At 60.5% G+C, this 16,025-nt stretch carries 11 protein-coding genes; 2 read left to right on the forward strand and 9 right to left on the reverse strand.

The genetic code is table 11. From position 1 onward, the window contains the following. Positions 1–204: 204 nt before the first annotated feature. The 9 genes from M9827_RS06970 to gloB form a co-directional block, all read right to left on the reverse strand. Entirely contained in the window at positions 205–3,345 is a 3,141-nt protein-coding gene (locus tag M9827_RS06970; protein WP_250604557.1) for a hypothetical protein, read from the reverse strand. 151 nt (positions 3,346–3,496) lie between these two features. Continuing rightward, complete coding sequence (fabI, locus tag M9827_RS06975) at positions 3,497–4,291, reverse strand: enoyl-ACP reductase FabI (protein ID WP_053119821.1); 795 nt, start codon at positions 4,289–4,291, stop codon at positions 3,497–3,499. A gap of 19 nt (positions 4,292–4,310) precedes the next feature. Beyond that, positions 4,311–5,921 carry an ABC transporter ATP-binding protein gene (locus tag M9827_RS06980; RefSeq protein WP_250604559.1) on the reverse strand — a complete coding sequence of 537 codons (1,611 nt, stop codon included), beginning with the start codon at positions 5,919–5,921 and terminating at the stop codon, positions 4,311–4,313. Position 5,922: 1 nt separating this feature from the next. Further along, the gene (locus tag M9827_RS06985; RefSeq protein ID WP_093430714.1) at positions 5,923–6,942 is read right to left on the reverse strand and encodes an ABC transporter permease; all 1,020 of its coding nucleotides are present in this window, start codon (positions 6,940–6,942) and stop codon (positions 5,923–5,925) included. A gap of 1 nt (position 6,943) precedes the next feature. Beyond that, entirely contained in the window at positions 6,944–8,017 is a 1,074-nt protein-coding gene (locus tag M9827_RS06990; RefSeq protein WP_250604561.1) for a microcin C ABC transporter permease YejB, read from the reverse strand. Positions 8,018–8,021: 4 nt separating this feature from the next. Further along, positions 8,022–9,863 carry an extracellular solute-binding protein gene (locus tag M9827_RS06995; protein WP_250604563.1) on the reverse strand — a complete coding sequence of 614 codons (1,842 nt, stop codon included), beginning with the start codon at positions 9,861–9,863 and terminating at the stop codon, positions 8,022–8,024. Beyond that, positions 9,860–11,692 carry an extracellular solute-binding protein gene (locus M9827_RS07000; RefSeq protein WP_250604565.1) on the reverse strand — a complete coding sequence of 611 codons (1,833 nt, stop codon included), beginning with the start codon at positions 11,690–11,692 and terminating at the stop codon, positions 9,860–9,862. The genes M9827_RS06995 and M9827_RS07000 overlap by 4 nt, the downstream gene beginning before the upstream one ends. 536 nt (positions 11,693–12,228) lie before the next feature. After that, positions 12,229–13,692, reverse strand: a complete 1,464-nt coding sequence (locus M9827_RS07005) for a transglycosylase SLT domain-containing protein (protein ID WP_250604567.1) — start codon at positions 13,690–13,692, stop codon at positions 12,229–12,231. 99 nt (positions 13,693–13,791) lie between these two features. Continuing rightward, a complete protein-coding gene (gene gloB, locus M9827_RS07010) occupies positions 13,792–14,559 on the reverse strand; it encodes a hydroxyacylglutathione hydrolase (RefSeq protein WP_250604569.1) in 768 nt (255 codons plus the stop codon). Between the two features lie 66 nt (positions 14,560–14,625). On the opposite strand from gloB, the gene M9827_RS07015 reads away from it, so the two are divergent. Further along, the gene (locus tag M9827_RS07015; protein WP_007910573.1) at positions 14,626–15,384 is read left to right on the forward strand and encodes a class I SAM-dependent methyltransferase; all 759 of its coding nucleotides are present in this window, start codon (positions 14,626–14,628) and stop codon (positions 15,382–15,384) included. Between the two features lie 90 nt (positions 15,385–15,474). Further along, entirely contained in the window at positions 15,475–15,945 is a 471-nt protein-coding gene (gene rnhA / locus M9827_RS07020) for a ribonuclease HI (RefSeq protein WP_007910572.1), read from the forward strand. Positions 15,946–16,025 lie beyond the last annotated feature (80 nt).

Below are 16,025 nucleotides of genomic sequence, written 5' to 3' on the forward strand. Positions count from 1 at the left end.
TGCAGTGAACCGGGACTTTGTGAACACCCGAGAAACCTGTGGGTGCTGGCTTGCCAGCGATGGCGTCCGCACATTCAACATCGTCATCGGCTGACCCATCGCTATCGCGAGCAGGCTCACTCCCACAGGTTCCTTGGTTGCTCTCAAAATCCCGGCTCACCACAAGTTCTTTTGGGAGCAGGCCTGCAAGCAATGGCGAGTCCGTCACTCGGGAGGACTCAGGTCGGCGTAGAATTTCAGCCATTTCTTGTGGCTGGCTTCGGCATCCTTGAGTTCGGGGGCGACCAGCGCGTCTTGCAGGACTTGCGATTCATGGGCGTCGAACAGGTACCGGACAGCGGTCCTGGCGATGGCGTTGACCTTGTGGGAAGCAAAGGTATCGGGAACGGCCGCAGACGCCTTTTGCACCAGCGGCGCGCCTTCAATGTCGAGACGCTTGATCCTGGCGCGGCACGTGGCACTGGCCTTCGCGCTGGTTCCGTGGCGGTAGGCTTCGGCATCGAAGGGCAGCGATCGTGCCGCTTCGCCCGGAGCTGAAGGGGTCAGCCGTGCCAGGTCGATATCGCGTCGCAAGGTGACGATGCCCAAGCGGGTAAAGATCTCGAATACTCTGGGCGTCGAGCCTCGCAGGAGCGCGATGATGGCGAAAGGGGCGACGTCGTTGGCGGTTTCTTTTTCGCTAGCCGGGATGTGCAGGGCCAGCAATTCCAGCGAGTTGTCTTCGATGTCGAGCCGCTGCGCCAGTGGCAACTGGGTGAAGGCCTCTTTGATCATCGAAACACAGGCCTCCTTCATGCGCTTCAAGCGGGAGCTCAATGCCGCCTGGAATAACGTCGCGACAGGGTTGAGTCTGGCAAATTGCGCTGTCATGGACTCCAGCTTCACGTGCTCGCTGCTCGAACTCCAGCCGTGCAGATCGGCTGACAACCGGCCCGACAAATGCAGCTCGGTCAGCGAGTGATGAGGCTGTGTAGAGTGTCCGTTCGAAGGATCGGCGGGATCGTATAGAACCTTTTCCTCCAGGTGAAAATCTTCGGTAAAGATTTTGCGCAGATCCGCCAGGGCAACGGTGGCGGGCGTGGGGAATTGCCCGTGAAATGCGCGGCGCTGCAGCCGGCGCAGTTGTCGCTCGTGGTTGCGGAAAACCACCTTGGCCTGTTTCAGCGCAGGCTCATCATAGGTCGTGCTCGGGTGTTCGGGATCGCGCGCGATCACCCCCCTGGCCACCGCCCAGTCGAGGGCGGCTGAAGCGCAAGCGTTGTTGCGCAGGAACGTGCGAAGACTGCTTGTGTGCGGTCCTTTCATCAGCCTGTGCAGTTGCTCGAAGGTCATCAGGCGCGCCACACCGGGCGTTGAGTTTTCAATATAAAGAACGAGTTGTTTCAGCCTGACCCAATGGCTGGAACTCATGTAGTTGACGGTCGCGGGAATGTCACGGATCAGGAATTCCGGGGCGATGCCTGACAATAAAAGGTGAGTCGCCAGGGTCTTGCTCCTGACCCTGGCCAGATCGAATTGATGATCGATGAACCGTCGCGCCTCGTCACAGCGTTCCCCCCATAAAAAACTGTCGTTCAAGGGTTGGCCGATGATCCGGTCCAGATGTTCGCCCGCCAGCGGGTCCAGGTCGAGTATCAACGCGGCGAGCAACAGGCGCTCGCGATTGCTCGCCAGCAGTCCCTTGTTCTGGGCGGGCGGGGCAAGCTTTTTCAGCAACTGGTTGCCTAAAGCATGGGCGCGCGGAGTGATCAGGATCCGGCTGATCAGGTAGTCGGCCTTTGCCTTGAGGGTGGTCAGCGGTAGATCGGTGTCGACACCTTCACTGAGATAATCGATTAGCGGCTCCGCGTTCGCGGGCAAATACGTTTGGGTCGTGGCAATGATGAGCTGGCGTTGCGCGGCCGTGAAACGCTCGGTCTGTTTGCCGGGCTGACCCAGCAAGTACCAATGATTCATATGCCCGGGGCGCATGTGTAGTAGTGATTTCTCGTTGAGTGCGATGGTGCGGGCAGCCTCGACATTTTTCGGCGTCGCGATGTCGTAGAAGCGCAGCATTTGCTCAAGGCTGACCTTGCCGTTGCTGCGCAACGCGCCGCCGGCTTTGCGCACCATGGCTTTGAGGCGATCACGCTGGTTTTTCAGGGACGGGTGTTTTTCCACCTCCGCGGTCAGTGTGACCCAGCCGTTGGCGCCAGGTGCTCCTGTGTGTCCACTCTCGGTCACGAGTAGCCAGGTTTCGGCAGAGAGCTTGTGTGCGGTCAGAATGGCCTGAAAGGCCGGGTTGAGCCTGAATGTGTTCAGTTCGGTCTGGCCCTCTGCGATCAATTTACCCAGTGGCGACTCTGGATCGGCATCGTTGTGTTCCTCAAGATCGATTTTAGTGCTCGGCGCCTTGTTCCAGCTCAGGGCTTCGAGGCGCCGGATGATGTGCCGACAGTCCTCGATTTCAGCGAACCCCTTGCGATAGCGCCAGATGTGCTCGTTGGTTTGCACATATTCGCTGACATACGGCAGCGGCGGCCAGGTATGCGTTCGCAACTGCTGAGCGAGCGCCTGGGCATCCTTGATATTGTGTGGAAGCGGGAGTTCGTAGCGGCTGATGATCTGCTCGAACTTGAGGGGGCTGGTGCCAAGCGTGGCCAGCCAGGAGCCGGACGTGAGCGGCACGAGGGTGTCGGCAAGGCTTGATGGGTCAAAGTTTTTTTCGTCTGGTTCGTTGGTCAGCAGCGCGTCATCGATTGTCGCCGCCAGGCGCTGGTAGTCCTGGAGCTGCGCATGGCGTTCATTGACCACGGCCGAGGTGGTGTTAGCGTTTTCATCGAAGGCAGCGAGGCCCTTGAGCTTCAACTCGGCAACGATCACTTGAGCCTGAATCGCGTTTTGCGGTTCCGGGTAGCCATAGAAGGCCAGCACCACTTCACGGGGAAACTGGTAGCGCGGATTGGCGGACTTGCCGCCGATGTACGGCAAGCCGAATCCGGCAGGGTCGATACGCTGGGAAATCATCAACAGCATGGGTGCCATTTGCCACCAGCCGGAGTCGTCTTCCAGCTTGAACGTGCGTTGTCCGGAGGTGCCGTTTGACGAGGTTTGTACTTCCAGGGTGTCGCCTTTGAGGCGCAAGGTATCGATGTCAATGTCGAAGGTGCTGGCCCAGTCGAGAAATTCCGGGCGTTCAAGGGCGGTCCAGTAAAGCTCCATCCACTCGTGCAGCAGGCACGAACGAGGGACTTGCAGTGTGCGCGGTGGATTGGTGTCGTCGACCACGGGCACGGCGGTCAATTCGGTGATCAGGTTCTGGACCAGCGTCCGCTCGGGGCGGGGGGGCGAAGATATCCGGTTCATGTGCATTCTCTACGGCAACTGATAGGCAGTGAGCGCCGATTGTCGAATGCAGGGCAGTGGGGCTGGCGGTACATATGTAGTGCAGCAGCGATTTCTTGCAGGCATAAAAAACCCGTCTGAAAAGACGGGTTTTTTATCGGCTAGGCGAAGATCACTCTTCGATGTTGCCCATGGCGGTGGTGTTGAAGCCGCCGTCCACGTACATGATTTCACCGCTGATGCCCGACGCCAGGTCGGAGCACAGGAAGGCGCCGGCGTTGCCGACTTCTTCGATGGTGACGTTGCGACGCAGCGGGGTTTGCGCTTCGTTGGCGGCCAGCATCTTGCGGAAGTTCTTGATGCCGGAGGCTGCCAGGGTACGGATCGGGCCAGCCGATACGCAGTTGACACGGGTGCCGTCCGGGCCCAGGGAGCCGGCCAGGTAACGCACGCCAGCTTCCAGCGAAGCCTTGGCCATGCCCATGACGTTGTAGTTCGGCATGGTGCGCTCGGCGCCCAGGTACGACAGGGTCAGCAGGCTGCCGTTGCGGCCTTTCATCATTTCGCGGCCAGCCTTGGCCAGGGCCACGAAGCTGTAGGCGCTGATGTCGTGCGCGATGCGGAAACCTTCACGGGTGGTGGCTTCGGTGAAGTCGCCGTCCAGTTGGTCGCCCGGGGCGAAGCCAACGGAGTGGACGATGCAGTCCAGGCCGTCCCACTTCTTGCTCAGTGCTTCGAAGACCTTGGCGATTTCTTCATCGCTGGCCACGTCGCACGGGAAGCACAGCTCAGGGCTCGAACCCCAGCCTTGAGCGAATTCTTCAACACGACCTTTCAGTTTGTCGTTCTGATAAGTGAAGGCAAGCTCAGCGCCCTCGCGATGCATGGCGGCAGCGATGCCGGATGCGATGGACAGCTTGCTGGCGACACCGACGATCAGTACGCGCTTACCGGCGAGAAAACCCATGTGTTGCTCCTCTTTCAGGTTATTGCGCAGTGGCTGGTGCCAAAAAAGCGGCTTCCAGCAACTGCTGTGTATACGGATGTTGGGGGGCGGCAAAAATACTTTGCGCGTCTCCCTGTTCGACCACTTGGCCATGCTTGACCACCATCAGCTGGTGGCTCAGCGCTTTGACGACAGCCAGGTCATGGCTGATGAACAAATACGTCAGGTTGTACTTGGCTTGCAGTGAACGCAACAGCTCCACCACTTGCCGCTGCACCGTCCGGTCGAGCGCCGAAGTCGGCTCGTCCAGCAGGATCAGCGCCGGTTTCAGCACCAAAGCCCGGGCAATGGCGATTCGCTGCCGTTGCCCACCGGAAAATTCGTGGGGGTAGCGGTGCCGGGTTTCCGGATCCAGACCTACCTCCTTCAATGCCGCAATAATTGCCGCTTCCTGTTCGGCCGCGGTACCCATCTTGTGAATCCGCAGGCCTTCGCCGACGATGTCGCTGACGCACATGCGCGGGCTCAGGCTGCCAAACGGGTCCTGAAACACCACCTGCATCTCCCGACGCAACGGGCGAACCTCGTTCTGCGTCAGGCAGTCTAGCTGCTTGCCTTCAAAGCGGATCGCGCCTTTGCTGCCAATCAGCCGCAAAATCGCAAGACCCAGCGTGGATTTGCCGGAACCGCTTTCCCCCACGATCCCCAGGGTCTGGCCCTGAGGCAGGCTGAAATTGATGCCGTCCACTGCCTTGACGTGATCCACCGTGCGCTTGAGCAGGCCTTTCTTGATCGGGAACCAGACTTTCAGGTCCTCGACTTCCAGCAGCGGCGCGCCGATTTTATTGCTCGCCGGGCCTCCGCTGGGCTCCGCGCCGAGCAATTCCCGAGTGTACGGATGCTGCGGCGAACGGAACAGCTCTGCGCACGATGCCTGTTCGACGATGCAACCGCGCTGCATGACACATACGCGATGCGCAATTCTTCGCACCAGGTTCAAATCGTGACTGATCAGTAACAGCGACATGCCCAATCTGGCCTGTAATTCCTTGAGCAAATCGAGGATTTTCAGCTGAACGGTCACGTCCAGAGCCGTGGTCGGTTCGTCGGCAATCAGCAATTCCGGCTCGTTGGCCAGGGCCATGGCGATCATCACCCGTTGGCGCTGACCGCCGGAAAGTTCGTGGGGCAGGGCCTTGAGGCGCTTGTGCGGTTCCGGGATGCCGACCATCTCCAGCAGCTCCAGCGTACGCTTGGTCGCGACTTTGCCGGTCAGACCCTTGTGGATGCCGAGGACTTCGTTGATCTGCTTCTCGATCGAATGCAGCGGATTCAGCGACGTCATCGGCTCCTGAAAGATCATCGCGATGCGGTTGCCGCGAATGTGACGGATGGTCTTTTCACTCAGGCCCAGCAGGTTTTGCCCGGCGTAGTTGATGCTGCCGGCCGGATGGCGGGCCATCGGGTAGGGCAGCAGGCGCAGGATCGAGTGCGCGGTCACCGATTTGCCGGAGCCGGATTCACCCACCAGCGCCAGGGTTTCGCCGCGCTTGATGTCGAAACTCACGCCTTCGACGACCCGGTGCACGCGCTCGCCGAAACCGAACTCGACGGCGAGGTCACGCACTTCGATCAGATTGTCCTGATTCATTTCACTTCCTCGGGTCGAAGGCATCGCGAGCGGACTCGCCGATAAACACCAGCAAACTCAGCATCAACGCCAGCACGGCAAAGGCACTCATGCCCAGCCACGGCGCTTGCAGGTTGGATTTGCCCTGGGCGACCAGCTCACCCAGCGACGGACTGCCGGCCGGCAAGCCGAAACCGAGGAAGTCCAGCGCGGTGAGGGTGCCGATGGCGCCGGTGAGGATGAACGGCATGAAGGTCATGGTCGAGACCATGGCGTTGGGCAGGATGTGGCGGAACATGATCGCACCGTTCTGCATGCCCAGCGCCCGCGCCGCGCGCACGTACTCAAGGTTGCGGCCACGGAGGAACTCGGCGCGCACCACGTCGACCAGGCTCATCCACGAGAACAGCAGCATGATCCCCAGCAGCCACCAGAAATTCGGCTGGACGAAACTGGCGAGGATGATCAGCAGATAAAGCACCGGCAGCCCTGACCAGATCTCCAGAAAACGCTGCCCGGCCAGATCGACCCAGCCGCCATAGAAGCCCTGCAACGCACCGGCAATCACGCCGATGATCGAACTCAGCACGGTCAGCGTCAGTGCGAACAGCACCGAGATGCGGAAACCGTAGATCACCCGCGCCAGCACATCGCGGCCCTGATCGTCGGTGCCCAGCAGGTTGTCCGCCGAGGGGGGCGCCGGGGCCGGGACTTTCAGGTCGTAGTTGATGCTCTGGTAGCTGTAGGGAATCGGCGCCCACAACACCCACGCATCCTTGGCCTTGAGCAGTTCGCGGATGTACGGGCTCTTGTAGTTGGCCTCCAGCGGGAATTCGCCGCCGAAGGTGGTTTCCGGGTAACGCTTGATCGCCGGGAAGTACCAATTGTTGTCGTAATGCACCACCAGCGGCTTGTCGTTGGCGATCAGCTCGGCGCCGAGGCTCAGGCCGAACAGCACCAGAAACAGCCACAGCGACCACCAGCCGCGTTTGTTGGCCTTGAACAGTTCGAAGCGGCGGCGGTTGAGAGGGGACAGGTTCATCTCAATGCTCCCGGCTTTCGAAGTCGATGCGCGGATCGACAAAGGTGTAGGTCAGGTCGCCGATCAGTTTCACCACCAGCCCGAGCAGGGTGAAGATGAACAGGGTGCCGAACACCACCGGATAATCGCGGTTGATCGCCGCTTCAAAACTCATCAGACCGAGGCCGTCGAGGGAGAAGATCACTTCCACCAGCAGTGAGCCGGTGAAGAAGATGCCGATGAACGCCGACGGGAACCCGGCAATCACCAGCAGCATGGCGTTGCGGAACACGTGGCCATACAACACACGATGGCGCGTCAGGCCTTTGGCCTTGGCGGTGACCACGTATTGCTTGTTGATCTCGTCGAGGAAGCTGTTTTTGGTCAGCAGGGTCATGGTCGCGAAGTTGCCGATCACCAATGCAGTCACCGGCAACGCCAGGTGCCAGAAGTAATCGAGGATCTTGCCGCCGAAGCTCAGTTCATCGAAGTTGTTTGAGGTCAGGCCCCTTAGCGGGAACCAGTCGAGATAACTGCCGCCGGCAAACACCACAATCAGCAGGATCGCAAACAGGAACGCCGGGATCGCATAGCCGACGATGATCGCCGAACTGGTCCAGACGTCGAAATGGCTGCCGTGCCGCGTGGCTTTGGCGATCCCCAGCGGGATCGACACCAGGTACATGATCAGCGTGCTCCACAGCCCCAGCGAGATCGACACCGGCATCTTTTCCTTGATCAGGTCGATGACCTTGGCATCGCGGAAGAAACTGTCGCCGAAATCCAGCTGCGCGTAGTTCTTGACCATGATCCACAGGCGTTCCGGGGCCGATTTGTCGAACCCGTACATGTGCTCGATTTCCTTGATCAGCGCCGGGTCCAGACCCTGCGCGCCGCGATAGGACGAGCCGGCCACCGACACCTCGGCCCCGCCGCCGGCAATGCGGCTGGTGGCGCCTTCGAAGCCTTCGAGCTTGGCGATCATCTGTTCCACCGGGCCACCGGGCGCGGCCTGGATGATCACGAAGTTGATCAGCAGAATGCCGAACAGGGTCGGGATGATCAGCAGCAGTCGCCGAAAAATATACGCCAGCATCTGATTACTCCGTGCCCACAGGGTCGGCTTGCAGTTTGGTTTCGACTTCTATCGCCGGTTTCGCATCGGGCTTGACCCACCAGGTGTTAATCCCGATGTCGTACTTGGGCGAAACTTTCGGGTGACCGATGTGGTTCCAGTACGCCACGCGCCAGGTCTTGATGTGCCAGTTAGGGATCACGTAGTAACCCCATTGCAGCACGCGATCCAGCGCCCGGGCGTGGGCCACCAGGCTTTTACGCGAGTCGGCGTTGATCAGGTTCTCGACCAGTTGATCGACGATCGGATCCTTCAGGCCGATGGTGTTGCGGCTGCTCGGTTTGTCGGCGGCGGCGCTCATCCAGAATTCGCGCTGTTCGTTACCCGGCGAGTTGGACTGCGGGAAGCTGCCGACCATCATGTCGAAATCCCGCGAACGCACGCGGTTGATGTATTGCGAGACGTCGACGCGGCGGATCACCAGATCAATGCCAAGGTCGCTGAGGTTGCGCTTGAACGGCAGCAGCACACGTTCGAACTCGGTCTGTGCGAGCAGGAACTCGATCACCACCGGTTTGCCCGTGGCGTCGACCATTTTGTCGTCGACGATCTTCCAGCCAGCCTCTTGCAGCAGTTGATAAGCCTCGCGCTGCTGCGCGCGGATCATGCCACTGGCGTCGGTCTTCGGATTCTCGAACGCTTCGCTGAACACCTGCGCCGGCAGCTTGCTGCGAAACGGCTCGAGGATCGCCCGCTGATCGGCATCAGGCAGGCCGGTGGCGGCCATTTCCGAGTTCTCGAAATAGCTGCGGGTGCGGAAGTAGGCACTGTTGAACAGCTGTTTGTTGGTCCATTCGAAATCGAACAGCAGGCCGAGCGCCTGACGCACCCGCACATCCTGAAACACCGGGCGGCGCAGATTGAAGACGAAGCCCTGCATGCCGGTTGGGTTGCTGTTGGCGATCTGTTCCTTGATCAAGCGACCTTCGGTGACCGCCGGGATGTTGTAGGCATTGGCCCAATTCTTCGCGGTCATTTCCAGCCAGTAATCGAACTGCCCGGCCTTCAGCGCTTCGAGGGCGACGGTGTTGTCGCGGTAGTAATCGGTGGTCATCGTGTCGAAGTTGTAGAAACCACGGTTGACCGGCAGGTCCTTGCCCCAGTAATCCTTGACCCGCTCGTAACGCACCGAGCGTCCGGCCTTCACTTCGGCGACCTTGTAGGGGCCGCTGCCCAGCGGGATTTCCAGGTTGCCCTTGGTGAAATCGCGGTCGGCCCACCAGTGTTTGGGCAGCACCGGTAACTGGCCGAGGATCAGCGGCAGTTCGCGGTTATTGGTGTGCTTGAACTTGAACAGCACTTTCAGCGGATCTTCGGCGATCACTTCAGAAACGTCGCTGTAGTAGCCGCGAAACAGCGGTGAACCTTCTTTGGTCAGCGTATTGAAGCTGAACACCACGTCCTCGGCGCGCACCGGATGGCCGTCGTGGAAGCGTGCTTCAGGGCGCAGGTAAAAACGCACCCAGCTGTTGTCCGGCGCTCTTTCGATCTGCCGGGCGATCAGGCCGTATTCGGTGAACGGTTCGTCGAGGCTGTGTTTGGTCAAGGTGTCGTAGATCTGCCCGACGTCATCGGCCGGCACGCCTTTGCTGATGAACGGGTTGAGGCTGTCGAAGCCGCCGAAACCGGCCTGACGGAAAATGCCGCCCTTGGGCGCGTCGGGGTTCACATAATCGAAATGCTTGAAATCGGCCGGGTATTTCGGCGGCTCGTTGTACAGGGTCACGGCGTGTTGCGGGGCGGCCAAGGCCAGCCCGGCGAACAGCAAGCCGCTGGCCTGGACGAGCAGGGCGCGGATCGGTTTCATTGATCTTTCTCCGAAGACTTCAGCCACCATGCGCTCAGGCCCAGGGTGTAGGGCGGCGTGGTGACGTGGGCCAACCGGTTGCGGTAGGCCAGACGGTGATAATTGAGGTACCAGTTGGGAATGCTGTAGTGCTGCCAGAGCAGCACGCGGTCGAGCGCCTTGCCGGCGGCGACCTGCTCGTCGCGGGTGCGCGCGGCAAGCAATTGTTCGAGCAGGTGATCGACCACCGGATTGGCGATACCCGCGTAATTCTTGCTGCCCTTGACGTTCACCTGGCTGGAGTGGAAGTACTGCCACTGCTCAAGCCCTGGGCTGAGGGTCTGGTTGAGCGTCATCGAGATCATGTCGAAATCAAATTGATCAAGGCGCTGTTTGTACTGCGCCCGATCCACGGTGCGCAGGCGCGCGTCGATGCCGATGCTGTTGAGGTTCTCGATGTACGGCTGGTAGAGGCGCTCCAGGTTCGGATTGACCAGCAGCAGCTCAAACCGCAGCGGTTGGCCGGCAGCGTTTTGCAGGCGCTGACCGTTGAGCTTCCAGCCGGCTTCGGCGAGCAATGCCAATGCCTTGCGCATGGTTTCCCGGGGGATGCCGCGACCGTCGGTTTTCGGCAGGGTGAACGGCTCGGTGAACAGCTTGGCCGGCAGTTGCTCCTTGTACGGCTTGAGCATCAGCCATTCATGCCCGACCGGCAGGCCGGAGGTGGTGAATTCACTGTTGGGGTAGTAACTGGTCGTGCGTTTGTAGGCATCGCTGAACAGCGCGCGATTGGTCCATTCGAAGTCGAACATCAGGCCCAGCGCTTCGCGGGTTTTCACGTCGGCGAACGTGGCGCGGCGGGTGTTCATGAACAGGCCCTGACTCTGGGTCGGGATCTGATGCGGGATCTGCGCCTTGATCACGTCGCCACGGCGTATCGCCGGGAAGTTGTAGCCGTTGACCCAGTTCTTCGCCTGATGCTCGATGTAAATGTCGAACTCGCCAGCCTTGAACGCTTCGAACGCCACATCGCTGTCACGGTAGAACTCGACTTCCATGCGATCGAAGTTGTACTTGCCGCGATTGACCGGCAGGTCCTTGCCCCAGTAATCCTTGACCCGCTCGAAGATCAGTTGCCGGCCCGGCGTCACCGAAGTAATGCGATACGGGCCGCTGCCCAGTGGCGGTTCGAAGGTGGTTGCCTTGAAGTCGCGGCCCTTCCAGTAATGCTGCGGCAGCACTGGCAATTCGCCGAGGCGCAGGATCAGCAGCGGGTTGCCCGAGCGTTTGAGCACGAAGCGAATGCGTTGCTTGTTGAGAATGTCGACGCGCAGCACTTCCTGCAGGGCGGTGCGGTACAGCGGGTGGCCGTCCTTGAGCAGCGTGCGGTAGGAGAAGGCGACGTCGTAGGCGGTGATCGGCGTGCCATCGTGGAAACGCGCTTCCGGGCGCAGATTGAACACCACCCAGCTGCGATCTTCGCTGTACTCCACCGACTGCGCGATCAAGCCATAGCTCGACGCCGGTTCGTCACCGGACGGCGAATACTGGCCGGTGCCGACCATCAGCGGCTCGTTCAGCTCGTTGATGCCGTACTGGAGAAAATTCGCTGTGGTGACCGGGCTGGTGCCCTTGAACGTGTACGGGTTGACCGTATCGAAGGTGCCGAACGCCATCACCCGCAACGTACCGCCCTTGGGCGCTTGCGGGTTGACCCAGTCGAAGTGGGTAAATCTGGCCGGGTACTTGAGCGTGCCGAACTGCGCATAACCGTGGCTTTCGGTAATCGTCGCGCTTGCGGTTGAGCTCAAGGCCAGGCTGATCAGGAGCAGGAGGAGGGCACGCTTCAAGTCAGATCCGATCCAGCGGCTTGGGCTTTGTGGGCCGTACAGTAACAGCTTGTCTGGACAGGAAAAAGATGCGGGTTAATGTGCGGTTAATCGTTTGCGCGAAGAGCCCCTCACCCTAACCCTCTCCCAGGGGGAGAGGGGACTGATTGCGGTGTTTGCGAGAGCTACACCGACCTGAACTGTCGAGTCGAACTCACGTTTTGAAAAGACCCTCACCTAACCCTCTCCCGGAGGGAGAGGGGGCTGATTGCGGTGTTTGCGAGCTACACCGACCTGAACTGTCGAGTCGAACTCACGTTTTGAAAAGCCCCTCACCCTAACCCTCTCCCGGAGGGAGAGGGGACTGATCGTGGTGTTTGGACGAATTGCACCGACTTGCGATACCGAGTCGAACTCGGATTTTCAACAGCACGGAGATCGGCTCCCTTTCCCCCTCGCCCCCCGTGGGGGAGAGGGCTGGGGTGAGGGGGATCGATCTAAAGCACGCCACAAAATCCGGACCAAAAAAAGCCCCTGAAATCTCAGGGGCTCTTTTGTCAGTGCGGCTGATAAACCGTGAGCATCTGCCCCGGCTTCAACGCTTTACCCGCACCCGGGTTCCAGCGCTTGAGATGCTGCATCTCAACGTTGAAGCGCTTCGCCACGACGTACAGCGTGTCGCCGCGTTTGACCTTGTACTGGGTTTGCTGCGCGCTGTCGTCCTTGCCTTTGCTCTTGCTGTTGGCCGCAATCACGGTGTTGACGCGCCCGGACTTGCGAGCCGGAGCGCGCTTGGTGGTGTCCTGCATGACCAGGGTCTGGCCGACCTTGAGGTTCTTGCCGGTCAGCTTGTTCCAGCGTTGCAGATCCTTGACTTCGACCTTGTTGGCCTTGGCGATGGAGCCGAGGTTGTCGCCACGCTTCACTCGATAGGCACGCTTGAGCTGCGCCACTTCCGACGGATCGGCGCCTTCGAAGACTGGTTTCAGCGAACGCGGGCTGATCAACTCTTCCGGACGCATGGTCTGCAAACTGGCGGTCAGCAATTGCGCCTTCGACGTCGGCACCAGCAGATGCTGAGGGCCATCGATGGTGGTGCGTTGCTTGAACGCCGGGTTGAGCTGGAACAGTTCGTCTTCGTCGATATTGGCAACCGCTGCGACTTTGGACAGGTCCATGCGCTGGTTGATTTCGACGACCTGGAAGTACGGTTCGTTGGCGATCGGGTTGAGGTTCACGCCGTAGGCTTCCGGCGCCAGCACCACTTGCGACAGCGCCAGCAGCTTCGGCACGTAAGCCTGGGTTTCGGCCGGCAGCGGCAGGTTCCAGTAGTCGGTGGGCAGGCCGAGCTTTTCGTTACGCTCGATCGCACGGCTGACGGTGCCTTCACCAGCGTTGTAAGCCGCCAGTGCCAGCAGCCAGTCACCGTTGAACATGTCATGCAGGCGGGTCAGGTAATCCATCGCTGCCGTGGTCGAGGCGGTGATGTCGCGACGGCCATCGTAGAAGCGCGTCTGACGCAGGTTGAAGTAACGCCCGGTGGACGGAATGAATTGCCACAGCCCGACTGCATCGGCCCGGGAATAGGCCATCGGGTTGTAGGCGCTTTCAATCACTGGCAACAGGGCCAGTTCCAGCGGCATGTTGCGTTCTTCGAGGCGTTCGACGATGTAGTGAATATAGAGACTGCCGCGTTCGCCGGCGTTCTCGAGGAAAGAGGGATTGCTGGCGAACCACAGGCGCTGTTGCTCAATGCGCGGGTTTACGCCAAGACCTTCCTGCAGCTGAAAGCCCTGACGCATGCGTTCCCAGATGTCCTGGGGAACCTGTGGGCTGGGCTTTTCAGTCAGCCAGATCGGCTTCTGCTTGGCTCGCGCAGCAATGTTCGGCGTATGGGTCGCTTCAGTCTGCGGAGCATGGCTGGAACAGCCCGCCAGCGTGGCGGACACAGCCACCGCGATGGCTTGCGCCAGGCGGGTCAATGCGTCTGAATTGACGGACTTACGTATGGATGACGACATTGGCTGGAAGTAAGTTCCGGGCAAAAATGTCGGGCGATTCTAGAAAGCGCACCCCCCTAGGTCAACCATTCAGAATTTTTGTACCAAGTGGCGGGGCACTTAGAACTTATCTTTCCAGGCCCGCAGGGCCGCAAATACCTCACTCGGCGCCCGGTTTTGAGCGCCTGCCCGTTCGTCCACTTTTTGTGTAACCAATGTTTCAGTGGTGCGCAAAAATGGATTGGTGAGCTTTTCCAGGGCCAAGGTCGAGGGCAGGGTCATGACGCCGTTTTGCCGTTGCCGGGTGACTTTTTCCAGACGGGCGGCGATGTCCGGGTTGCCCGGCTCGACGGCGGCGGCAAACTTCAGATTGCTCAGGGTGTATTCATGGGTGCAGTAGACCAGCGTATCTTCGGGTAACGCGGCGAGACGGCTGAGCGAATGGTGCATCTGCTCCGGCGTGCCTTCGAACAGTCGACCGCAGCCGGCTGCGAACAGGGTGTCACCGCAGAACAGCAGGCCGTGGTGGTAATAGGCAATGTGTCCAAGGGTGTGACCGGGCACTGCGTAGACTGCGAAGTCCCAGCCGAGCACGCTGACGCTGTCGTTGTCCTTGAGCGCCACGTCGCGTCCCGGGATGCTTTCGCTGGCCGGGCCGTAAACTGTGGCGCCGGTTGCCGCTTTCAGGCGCTCGACGCCGCCGACGTGATCATGATGGTGGTGGGTGATCAGGATATCGCTCAATGCCCAGCCCGGATGCGCTTCAAGCCATGCCTGCACCGGCGCGGCGTCGCCCGGGTCGACCACGGCGCAGCGCTGGGTGCGGTGATCCTGTAACAACCAGATGTAGTTATCGGTGAACGCGGGCAGGGCACTGATCTGTATCATCGTCGGAATTCGCCAAGCGGAAAACATTGGCGCATCTTAGTAGTTCCTGGCGCTTTGGAGAATGCGATGAGTGATAAAGCGTTCGCACAGGCTGATCCTGACTGGCTGGCCCTGATCGGTGCAGCCCGAGAATGGCTGTCCGGTCCGCTCGGGCAATTTCTGCTCGATGAAGAGCGGCGCATGCTCGAAGACGAGCTGGGCCGTTTCTTCGGCGGTTATCTGGTGCATTACGGGCCTTCCGCCGAAACCCCGCCGGCAGCGCCGCAAGTGCAGCGCAATGTGCGCTTGGGTGCGCCGTTGCCCGGGGTCGAGATCGTCTGCGAGGAGCAGGCCTGGCCGCTGAGCGAGCATGCCGCCGACGTGGTGGTGATGCAGCACGGTCTGGATTTCTGCCTGTCGCCCCACGGTTTGCTGCGTGAAGCGGCGAGCAGCGTGCGCCCCGGCGGGCATTTGCTGATCATCGGCATCAACCCTTGGAGTACCTGGGGTCTGCGGCATGTGTTCGCCCACGACGCCTTGCGTCAGGCGCGCTGCATCTCGCCGTCGCGGGTCGCTGACTGGCTCAATCTGCTGGGTTTCGCGCTGGAGAAACGTCGCTTCGGGTGCTATCGTCCGCCGCTCGCGTCACCCAAGTGGCAGGCCCGTCTGGCCGGCTGGGAACGCAAGGCCGGTGACTGGCAACTGTCGGGTGGCGGCTTCTATTTACTGGTCGCGCGCAAGATCGTGGTCGGGCTGCGGCCGTTGCGTCAGGAGCGCCGCGAGCCGATGGGCAAGCTGATTCCGCTGCCGATGGCCAAGGTCAACCGCCGCCGCATCGAACCGTAAACCTTCTTTTATTTGTGGCCGGGTCTGTCCCGGCCTCGGTCATTGTCGGTCCGTGATCGGCAGGACAGGCATTTTTCTGGATAGAGTGGCATGAGCGAAAGCGTTGAAAGCGTCGACACCGTAGAGCTGTTTACTGACGGTGCCTGCAAGGGTAACCCCGGCCCTGGCGGCTGGGGCGCCTTACTGGTGTGCAAGGGCGTCGAAAAGGAGCTGTGGGGCGGCGAAGCCAACACCACCAACAACCGCATGGAACTGCTCGGCGCCATCCGTGGCCTCGAAGCTTTGAAGCGGCCGTGTGAAGTACTGCTGGTGACCGACTCGCAATACGTGATGAAGGGCATCAACGAGTGGATGGCCAACTGGAAGAAGCGCGGCTGGAAAACCGCAGCGAAGGAGCCGGTGAAAAACGCTGATCTGTGGAAAGAACTGGACGAGCAGGTCAACCGCCACAAAGTCACCTGGAAATGGGTGCGTGGGCACATCGGGCATCACGGTAACGAGCGGGCTGACCAGTTGGCTAACCGTGGCGTGGACGAGGTGCGCGGTTACAAGCAGAGCTGATTTTGCCGGTACATCGTGGCGCGGCCTTCGCGACCAGGCTCGCTCCCACATTGGAATGCGGTTCCTCTGTGGGAGCGAGC

It is taken from the genome of Pseudomonas sp. AKS31 (assembly GCF_023634765.1).
Lineage (GTDB): Bacteria > Pseudomonadota > Gammaproteobacteria > Pseudomonadales > Pseudomonadaceae > Aquipseudomonas.

What these genes read in the sequence shown, in the direction of transcription:
- M9827_RS06980 (WP_250604559.1), bottom strand. Translation starts at nt 5,921, where the DNA reads ATGAATCAGGACAATCTGATCGAAGTGCGTGACCTCGCCGTCGAGTTC.
- M9827_RS06995 (WP_250604563.1), bottom strand. Translation starts at nt 9,863, where the DNA reads ATGAAACCGATCCGCGCCCTGCTCGTCCAGGCCAGCGGCTTGCTGTTC.
- gloB (WP_250604569.1), bottom strand. Translation starts at nt 14,559, where the DNA reads ATGATACAGATCAGTGCCCTGCCCGCGTTCACCGATAACTACATCTGG.
- rnhA (WP_007910572.1), top strand. Translation starts at nt 15,475, where the DNA reads ATGAGCGAAAGCGTTGAAAGCGTCGACACCGTAGAGCTGTTTACTGAC.
- fabI (WP_053119821.1), bottom strand. Translation starts at nt 4,291, where the DNA reads ATGGGTTTTCTCGCCGGTAAGCGCGTACTGATCGTCGGTGTCGCCAGC.
- M9827_RS06970 (WP_250604557.1), bottom strand. Translation starts at nt 3,345, where the DNA reads ATGAACCGGATATCTTCGCCCCCCCGCCCCGAGCGGACGCTGGTCCAG.
- M9827_RS07015 (WP_007910573.1), top strand. Translation starts at nt 14,626, where the DNA reads ATGAGTGATAAAGCGTTCGCACAGGCTGATCCTGACTGGCTGGCCCTG.
- M9827_RS06990 (WP_250604561.1), bottom strand. Translation starts at nt 8,017, where the DNA reads ATGCTGGCGTATATTTTTCGGCGACTGCTGCTGATCATCCCGACCCTG.
- M9827_RS07005 (WP_250604567.1), bottom strand. Translation starts at nt 13,692, where the DNA reads ATGTCGTCATCCATACGTAAGTCCGTCAATTCAGACGCATTGACCCGC.
- M9827_RS06985 (WP_093430714.1), bottom strand. Translation starts at nt 6,942, where the DNA reads ATGAACCTGTCCCCTCTCAACCGCCGCCGCTTCGAACTGTTCAAGGCC.